We start from the raw sequence: 8,904 nt of genomic DNA, 5'->3' as shown, positions 1-8,904 counted from the left end.
TGACCGGATGGGAGACGAGTGCATTCGTAGGATCGTTATCGAACGGGTGAAGATGTCATCGCGGTTGATCTGGGAGCGCACCCCAGAACCAATCTTCGGTGACAAGCTTCAACGTCGCATTTCCCGCAACGGACCGATCCCGATTGGAACTCGCGAGTTCCGGGATGACGATTACTGAGACAACGGGCCGCAAGCATGCTCACCCAGGCCCACCTCGACTAACGGCAATGCTTCAACTTTTTTTCATCAATACTTCTTCAATCTGGCCCACTCGGTCGCGCAAGGGCACACGAAAAGATGATCCAAGGACACCAGAAACTCACCGACCCAGGGCCTCCTGTACCGGGAGGTTCCCTTGAAAACGAAGTCCAACACCCGTTCGAGTCCGGCCACCGGACTCACAGACACCGCCGCATCGCGTATGATGGCACGCACGACGTCGCCGTTGCCAACCTGCGCCGGCTCTTCGGGCCGTCTACCGGACGCGATACTCGACGACCTGGTAAAGTTGCTGGCCGAATGCGCGGTCCGTGACCTGCTGGCTCAGCACTCAAAGGCTGGAGATCGGCCGGTAGAGGCCGGCCCCGGCCGTCGTGACTTGTTCACGCCTGCACAACCCGACGGGGCCGGGGCGCCCGCAGCGGGCCGCAGCCGCCCGGAAAGAGGGAACCGATCATGAGAATCGCTTTGTACGCACGGTACTCCACGGACATGCAGCGCGACGCGAGCATCCACGATCAATTCCGCAATTGCATGAGATTCATATCGACCCGGGTCGACTGGCACGTCGTCCGGCGCGATTTCGACGAGGGCATCAGCGGTTCGAAGTCGGATCGCCCAGGCTATCAGGAGCTGCTCGCCGCCGGGAAGCGCGACGAATATGACCTCATCGTCGTGGACGAGGTGTCGCGGCTGTGGCGCGATCAGGAAGAGCAATGGCGGGCGGTCAACCGGCTGCGCTACATCGGGGTCAACATCATCGGCGTGAGCGATGGAATCGACACCCGCCGCGAGGGGTTTGAGCTTCTGCTGGCGATCCACGGCGCGATCAACGAGAGCGAGCGAAAGAAGATCGCCTATCGCACCCATCGCGGCCTCACCGGACAGGCCGAAAAAGGCGCATCGTGCGGCGGCCGGTCATACGGTTATGGCAGCATCACAATCGAGGATCCGGTCCGGAAAGATCCGCACGGGCGCCCGCAGGTGCAGGAGTGCCGTAAGGTCATCGTCCCCGAAGAAGCCGCGGTTGTGCGGCACATCTTCCAGTGGTTCTCGGAGGGACAGAGCCCGTTCGCGATTGCGGATCGGCTCAACACCAAAGGGATCCCTGCACCCCGAGGCGGAAAATGGGCTCGCTCCGCGATCTACGGCGACCGACGTACCGGCGTCGGTATACTGAACAACGTACTCTACCGCGGGCTGATGGTCTGGAACCGCTCGAAGTGGGTCCGCAATCCGGACACTGGCCGTCGGAAGCGTGTGGAGCGAGATCAGTGCGAGTGGATCACGGTGGAACAGCCGGCGTTGCGGATCATCGACGACGATCTCTGGAGACGCGTGCAGGCCAGACTCCACCGCGGGGACAGGCGCGGGGTGGCGGTCAAAGCGGGCATCACCAGGGCCCGAAAATCCGGCGGTCGATATCCCCGGTACCTACTATCCGGGCTACTCCAATGCAGTGTCTGTGGCGGCAAGTATACCGTGGTGGATCGCTACCGTTACGGCTGCGCGACGCACAAGGAGCGCGGCAGTCACGCCTGCACGAATCACCTGAAGGTCTCACGAGCCCTCGCCGACAAGCTCCTGCTGCAAGGCCTTCGAGAGCAGCTGCTCACCCAGGAGCGGCTGCGCCTCTTCGAACGCGAAACCGCTCGTCTGATCGTGAAGGCGCAAAAGAACAGCGGGCCGGATACCATCGCCGTCAGAAGGCGGCTCAAGTCACTCGAGAAGGAGATCGCCAATCTCACCGGAGCAATTCGGGAGTTGGGGATCAGCCCCGCACTCAGGGACGAACTGCGCGCGGCCGAGCAGGAGAAGGAACGTATCGGAAACGAGCTGGATACCGCTGAGGCAGAAGTCCCGGACCTTCCCAAGGTGCTGCCGCTGGCGGCGCAGCGGTTTCGGGAACTGGTCTCGGATCTGGTGGCCACGCTGGCCCGCGATCTACCCCGGGCGCGGGCGCTGCTGGAGGAGTTGCTGCCCAACCCGATCCGCCTGATACCACAGACGGGAGGATGGCTGGAGGCGGAGGTCGGTACCGACCTCGACACCCTACTCCGAATCTCAGGTAAAAAACTACTTAAGAATCAAGAGTATCTAACGTTGGTAGCGGGGGCAGGATTCGAACCTGCGACCTTCGGGTTATGAGCCGGTAAAAAGCCCTTTATTTACAATATCCTATGTATGCATGTAGCTGTTCTGCGGCGCTTTTTCGTTCCGGTAGTTCCCATTGTTTTTGGTTAGTCACACATCTCAATGTCACCACAGTGTCACAGAAACGACCTTTCTGCCCAAACTAAAATTTGTCACACAACTGTCACACCAAGAAAATGGTCACCGTCCGCATTGGGCGCCAACGAGTCCTAACACCTCAGCCGCGCCGCGTCGCGTCGTCTACAACTTCCCCGAATATCACCCTCTTCGGCCCGATATTCCGCATTTGCATTACCACCAACCCACGTACCCTAACGGTATGCAACGGGCTGCAACCACACATTCCGAGCAGATCCTGCTGTCGCTCACGACCGTGGCAGAACTACTGGATGTCCCGAAATCCACGCTCTATGCGTGGATCCGAAAAAATGAAATCGCACCGCCCGTAAAACTCGGGAAACGCCTCTACTGGAAACGCGCCTATATCGACGCGTGGGTGGACCAACGGTTCGAGGGCAAAAAACCGCGGGGAAGACCAAGGAACACCCTGGAGACTCTTCCCCTATAGATCGCACCGATAATCGCTTTCGCCCAATGTGGCGAAAGCGATCCGAGGACCTGTCATGCGCAGAAGCGACGACACCCCCATCGACTGGCGCGAGAGCTGCGTCACTCCGCCACAAGCCGTCGATCTGGTGATTGGCGGCTTGGCCGCCGGCGAGATCGGCCTCTTCCTGAATTTCGCCGCCTACGGCCGGTCCTGGCTCGCCCTGTCGATCGCGGCAGCGGTCGCCGGGGGACTGCCGGTCGCCGCCGGACCCACCCACGCCGCTATCCCCGCCCCGAAACAAATCGGCTCCGTACTCCTCGCCAGCGCCTACGAAACCCCGCAACGCGTCCACCGGAGCATCTTCCTCTTTGCCCATTGGTTGCGTCAACAGTATGCCAGCGCCAAGCTCCCGGCCCCGGCCGGCTGGGACCCGAGGAATCTGGCAAGCCACCTTCGCGTTGTCGCCCTGCGCGTACCCCAACCCTTGATCGTTCCCGGACCCAAGCATGACGAATGGGTCATGGGCCCCGGGGAGACTTGGCTACGCCGGGCCGCCGACGGCGCCAGGCTCACCCTGCTCGATCCGATATGGCACGACTTCGATGAGCACGACCCGGTGGCCATGGCCGCCCTCGTCAATGTCCTGCATCACGTCGCCGACAAGACCGGGACTGCGTTCCTATTGACCCACCAAGCCGTATCCCCGTTGCCGCGCGGCCTCGCGCTGCTCGCCGAACGCTCGAGCTGGGTGTTCTCGCTGCATCCGATGACCCCGAAAACCGCCGAGCACTTCGCCATCCAGGAGCCGGAACGGCGCCGCTGGCTGCACTTGAGCGAGAACAAGGGACTGCTATCCACCCACCCCGACCGCTGGCTTTACCTCGACGCCAAAGGCGCGCTCGGTTACGCCAACCCCGCCGCCGCGAATTCCAAACCGGTCGCCGGCCAACTCCCCAGCCCCCCCAACTCCTAGCGCCGTGCGGCGTCCTCGCGCGTCTATCTATGGTTTTTGGTTGATTTTCTGGGGTAGCTGCGGTGCGGCCATAGGAGCACTCGCCTGGCGTCCACCCGACCGATTCTGGGCTCTCTGGGCGCTTCCGTTCCTATGGCGGTTCGCCGCGGATTTCCCGTATGACCCCGCTCGCCGCGGCGACTCCATCGTGCGACCGTGGTGGTTCCAGCCGCAGATCCTCTCGATCTTCGCCTACTACACCGCGGCCATCGCGCCCGCCGCCTGGACGCTGCGCGCCTACTGGCCCGCACTCCATCCCGCAACCGCCACTGCGATAGCCCTGACGCCCCCCCTGCTCCTGTCTCTCCCCTGGCTGTGGGCCGCCCGCCGTGGGGCACCCGGTTGCACCAGCGGGGCCGATTGCACCGGCGCAACCGGCTGCACCGAGGCAGACTGCCGCCCCGCAGGGGTTTGCCCCCCGTCAGGGGTCGGCTGCGCCGGGGCAACCCCTCGCCGGCCCGCCGCCTCCCGACGATATGCCGCCGCGATGGCGCTCACGGCCCTGCCGCCATTGGGCGCCATCGGCATGGCGTCCCCTTTGTTCGCCGCCGCCCCGGCATTCCCTGGATTCGGACTCGCAGGCATTCTATTGACCGCCACCGGGCTTACGGCGCTCGCAACCGGGCCGCGGCGCCTGCTTCTCCCGGCCGTTCCGTTGTTGGCCCTGCTGTCGCTCGTAGCCCATGTCTACGCCCCAGCGCGGCCCCGCCCGCCAGCCCAAATCCATGCGATCTCCACCCGGCTTGGCCGCAGTCCCACCGACCTCTCTTCCTGGCTGAACCGCAACCTGGCGCTGCGGACTCTCGTCCGACACACCCTGCACAGCACACCCTCCGGGTCCACCCTCCTTTTCCCGGAAGATGCCGCTGGGCCCTGGACCCGCTGGTCCTCCGTGTTCTGGAGAACAACCGCCGCCCTCGCACGAGCGCGCGGTGATACTGTCCTGCTCGGCGCCACACTCGCAGACCCTCACGGCGGGTTGCTCGACGCCCTCATCGGATTCGGCGCGCATCGGGTCGTCACCTCGGCGCGCCAGCCCATCCCGCTGGGTTCATGGATTCCGGCGGGCCGCCGTTCCTATCGCGCCGACTGGTCGCGATTCGGACCGACCACCATCGCCGGCCGCCGCGTCGCCGTGCTCGTCTGCTACGAACAACTCCTCATCTGGCCAGCCGCTTGGGCATTTCTCTCCCCACACCCACCCGGGTTGATTATCGCCGTCTCCAACCACGGATGGGCCACCCCCGGGATTCGTGAACCGCAGATTCAAGCGAACGCGGCGACGGCACTAGCCAGACTCTTCGGCGTGCCGGAGGTGTCTGCCGCCAATGGCCCCCGCCCTATCGCCGACGCCGGCTCACGAAAAGCCAGCGACTTGCATCCTGAGCAATGACTCTATCATGGCACGGCATGACCGCAGCACAGAAAACCAAAGTACCCAAGTCCGAAACACCCCCGGACCTGACGTCCCGCAGCTGTATCTTCGTGGGCCCGAACACCATCCAACCGGCAGATTCACGAATAGTTCGGGCTAGAGGCTAATGACCCGGACGAGATTTCCGAGGGCAGCGAAGTCGGACGGGTTGCGGGTATAGAGCGGCAAGCCGTTGGCCGCTGCGGTCGAGGCGATGAGGAGGTCCGCAAGGCGGGTGCGGGGCGCTTGGCCCGCCGCGCGCACGGCGGCGAAGGCGCGGCCGTACATGCGCGCGGCATCGGCGTCGAAGGGTAGGGGATCCCAGGTCGCCGCGGCCCATTGCAGGCGATCCTGGCGTCGGGCGCGTTCATCCGCATCGCGCGTGGCGTGCGGCCCGGCCGCGAGCTCGGCGAGCGTCACGGCGGAGATGGCGGATTCGTCCGGAAGCAGGGATGAGTCGAGCACGTCGTGGTCGATTACCACCGACGTATCCAGCAGGCCGCGGGTCGACTCAGCCATCGACGGATGGATCGATCACTGCGTCCAGATCGGCGCGAAAGCGTTCGGCGTCGATCCGGGGTGCCCGTGCGGCGGCCTCGGCGATGGTCGCCCGTGGCACATACCGGCGCGGCTGGATCGGCCGCAGTTCGGCAATGGGGACGCCGTTGCGGGTGACGATGATGGTCTCGCCCGCCTGCACGTCGCGTAACACCTTTGCGGAGGCATTGCGCAACTCTCGTTGATTGATGATCTTTTCCATGCCGCGAATGTAGCATATGTAGCACAATGTAGCAAATAAAACTGGCCGCAAGCGGGTGGGGTGAGGGGCGTCGAGAAAACGTTATGTAGTTACTGGGTATTCTGCTCGCTGCCTTGCTTTGGCGTACCCCTGCATCCGTTGCCGGCTGGTCCGGAAATGGCGGTGGCATATCGCTGCCGACTTCGCGAATCGGCGATCAGGCTTCGGGTTACCGACGGGCGGCGCCCGTTCGTGTTGGGTAGCGGCCCGAAACGGGCTACGATCGCAGGCAGCCCGATCGTTCGCGATGCCGAGGCGTTGTGCCATTCCATTCCCGCCTGTTGGAGAGCTAATAGCAGGCGGCAGACTCCAGGCAGAAAATCGGGTAGGCCAACCGCGCATTTGCTCGCGCTCTACACGCATTCGCGACCGTGCCGCATCGAGGGGGCGAGATCGCTGGTCCGGCCCGACGGCCACGAGGCTGGAATTGCGGTGGTGGCGGGGCGCCGGGTCTTGTGCCCCGAGGCCGTTTCCGTGTGGCCGTCGGTTCCCCGCAATCGGGTCTTAAGGCCTGCGCGGGCTTGTCGATTACCGGGAAGGGATATGGAAGCCATCTCGCCAACAGAGAGCGCCGATGGACGAACCGCGCCAGGGGGAACTCCCCATGCCGTTCCCGGACCTTTCCGGGGACATGCCGCTGTTGCCGGCCCGAATGGTCAACGAGTACGAATACTGCCCGCGACTCGCTTACCTCGAATGGGTACAGGGGGAGTGGGCGGATTCGGGTGATACGGTTGAGGGCCGCCATGCCCACCGCCGCGTGGACCGGCCAGGTGGACGGCTCCCCGAATCCGGCGGTGATCCGGACGAGCGTTTGCACGCCCGCTCCATCACGCTTTCCTCAAACCGCCTGAGTGAGCGATGCAGTAGGGTCGCCAGCAGCAGGAACCCGCCGAAGCGACTCCGGGGCGGCTCAATGCCGCTCCTGAGCGCCGTAGGAACCTCCGCCCTTCCCGCGCAAGCGGTGGCCGCAGGCCAAGGGCGGGGAGGATGTCAAGTGTTCGCCGCACTTGCCCCTGGACTTACGCAAGACCTGCCGCCGTACCGCACCCGTGCGCCGCGTGGGTCACGGTCCGCATCGGATCACCGGCCGCAACACACCAAGCGCGCACCCTATGTTCGTGTCGGGCGGGAATTGCGCCGCCGCGGTATGCGTCTGCCCGCGCCAGCCGTTATGCCAACCGGGGCGGTTCGATCGGGCACCGGCTTAGACCTTATTTCTCATCTTTACCGCCAACGGGCGTTTTCCGAAAAAACCTCCGGACCCGGTCCACGCGCCACCGATGGACTTGCACCCTCTACTCCTTGCCGGTCTCCCGGCGCACCCCACAGATTCCGCTGAGGAACCGGATGTCTTAACCGGTGTGGTGGTCGTGGCAGCTAAAGGCAGATCGTTGCGCGACAGCTCAACGGTATGACGGAAGCTCACCCCTTCTGCTTTCATCACCCAATCGATCACCGTGCCGCCGCTCTGGCAGGCCCTCAGGCAGTGCCACTGTCCGGGCTGATAACCAGCGACGGCTCCTTGTCATCGTGGAACGGACACAGCCTCGTCTACAGGCATATCGTCAGCAGTAGTGGTACAGTTACGCTACTTCGTGTGACTTTATTGTTTCGCGGGTCCTAAGTGACATTCCTGTTAAGGATACATCAACGCAACCAAAGGATCCGAGACGCCTCCAAGGGCAGCACGGCATCTGAATGATACGGAACGATGCGCGGCGTGTAGTCAGACGCCGCGTGCTCGGCAGTTACCGCCCCGGTATAGACATAGGCATTGGATCCACCTGTCAGGGTAGCGCCACGCTCCATTCGTCGACGCACCGGCGGATCACCGTCAGCGTAGAGTTCAACACGCACCGTGTCAGGATCCAGATCGTCCAGATACACCTGGACCGAGAAACGGTGCTCGCCTTCGGAAGTATCCACTGTAAGATTTCCGAACCGCAGCGCCGACCAATGTCGAACGAGCATCTCACGCCACTGCACCAACGCCTTACCCAAGGCGCCGCCGTCCTCCGCCCGTTCTCGGAAACGCCTAGCCAACGGCAAATAGTAGCGTTCCGTATATTCCCTCAGCATTCGATTGGTGGAAAACTGCGGGGTCAGCAGCGCCATGCTCTCACGCATGCGTGCCACCCAACCGCCCGGAATACCCTGTGTATCGCGCTCGTAAAATGTCGGGACGACCTCTTCCTCTAACAGCCGGTACAATGCTTGGCATTCCTCCCAGTCCCAGGCCGGATCGGCGCCATGCTCACATCCATCCCCCAGCGCCCAACCCACGGCCGGAGCATACGCCTCCGCCCACCAGCCATCCAACTCTGACAGATTCAAGCCCCCGTTCACCAGCACCTTCATGCCACTGGTACCGCTCGCCTCCCACGGACGGCGCGGCGTATTAATCCATAGGTCTATACCCTGCACCAGCTCCTCTGCTAACGCCAAGTCATAGTCGGCAAGGAAAATCACGCGCCCCTGGACGTCAGCGCGGTTCACGAACGCAGACCACTCACGAATCATGGCCTTTCCCTCCGTGTCTTGTGGGTGCGCCTTGCCCGCAATCACGAGCTGCACGGGTCGGTCACGACACACCAGCAGGCGCACCAACCGTTCCTGATCCTTGAGCAGGAGGTTGGGGCGCTTGTAGGCGGCAAAGCGACGCGCAAAACCCAGAGTGAGGCTATTTGGATCGAGCAGGTCAGCGCACGCCCGTACAGCCTCGCGTCCAAGGCCCTGCACCCCACGCTGTGCGG

7 protein-coding genes and 2 pseudogenes are annotated in these 8,904 nt (G+C 63.5%); 5 read left to right on the top strand and 4 right to left on the bottom strand.

Annotated features, from left to right (window positions below):
• Window positions 1-675 precede the first annotated feature (675 nt).
• The 4 genes from B7Z66_15380 (at window position 676) to B7Z66_15365 (ending at window position 5,328) form a co-directional block, all read left to right on the top strand.
• On the top strand, window positions 676-2,367 hold the full coding sequence (locus tag B7Z66_15380; GenBank protein ID OYV74768.1) for a hypothetical protein: 1,692 nt from the start codon (window positions 676-678) through the stop codon (window positions 2,365-2,367).
• A gap of 325 nt (window positions 2,368-2,692) precedes the next feature.
• Window positions 2,693-2,941 carry a hypothetical protein gene (locus B7Z66_15375; protein ID OYV74767.1) on the top strand — a complete coding sequence of 83 codons (249 nt, stop codon included), beginning with the start codon at window positions 2,693-2,695 and terminating at the stop codon, window positions 2,939-2,941.
• Window positions 2,942-2,996: 55 nt separating this feature from the next.
• Window positions 2,997-3,896, top strand: coding sequence for a hypothetical protein (locus B7Z66_15370; protein OYV74766.1), 900 nt, complete (start codon window positions 2,997-2,999; stop codon window positions 3,894-3,896).
• Between the two features lie 526 nt (window positions 3,897-4,422).
• A complete protein-coding gene (locus tag B7Z66_15365; protein ID OYV74765.1) occupies window positions 4,423-5,328 on the top strand; it encodes a hypothetical protein in 906 nt (301 codons plus the stop codon).
• Between the two features lie 138 nt (window positions 5,329-5,466).
• Here B7Z66_15365 and B7Z66_15360 read toward each other — a convergent pair whose 3' ends face one another.
• Together B7Z66_15360 and B7Z66_15355 are read right to left on the bottom strand one after the other, a co-directional pair.
• Entirely contained in the window at window positions 5,467-5,868 is a 402-nt protein-coding gene (locus B7Z66_15360; GenBank protein ID OYV74764.1) for a VapC toxin family PIN domain ribonuclease, read from the bottom strand.
• Window positions 5,861-6,109 (bottom strand): hypothetical protein, encoded by a 249-nt coding sequence (locus B7Z66_15355; protein OYV74763.1) that lies wholly within the window; start codon window positions 6,107-6,109, stop codon window positions 5,861-5,863. Before B7Z66_15355 ends, B7Z66_15360 begins: the two co-directional genes overlap by 8 nt.
• Before the next feature lie 613 nt (window positions 6,110-6,722).
• Between B7Z66_15355 and B7Z66_15350 the strand changes: the two are divergent.
• Window positions 6,723-7,001: pseudogene (locus B7Z66_15350) on the top strand (hypothetical protein).
• A 495-nt stretch (window positions 7,002-7,496) separates the two neighbouring features.
• Here the strand turns inward: B7Z66_15350 and B7Z66_15345 are convergent.
• Together B7Z66_15345 and B7Z66_15340 are read right to left on the bottom strand one after the other, a co-directional pair.
• Window positions 7,497-7,693: pseudogene (locus tag B7Z66_15345) on the bottom strand (hypothetical protein).
• A 105-nt stretch (window positions 7,694-7,798) separates the two neighbouring features.
• Window positions 7,799-8,890: a hypothetical protein gene (locus B7Z66_15340; GenBank protein ID OYV74769.1), complete on the bottom strand. Its 1,092-nt coding sequence runs from the start codon at window positions 8,888-8,890 to the stop codon at window positions 7,799-7,801.
• Window positions 8,891-8,904 lie beyond the last annotated feature (14 nt).

The sequence above is a fragment of the Chromatiales bacterium 21-64-14 genome (assembly GCA_002255365.1).
In the GTDB taxonomy this organism is placed as follows: Bacteria; Pseudomonadota; Gammaproteobacteria; order 21-64-14; family 21-64-14; genus 21-64-14.
This window is presented reverse-complemented; position numbering and strand designations above follow the sequence as displayed.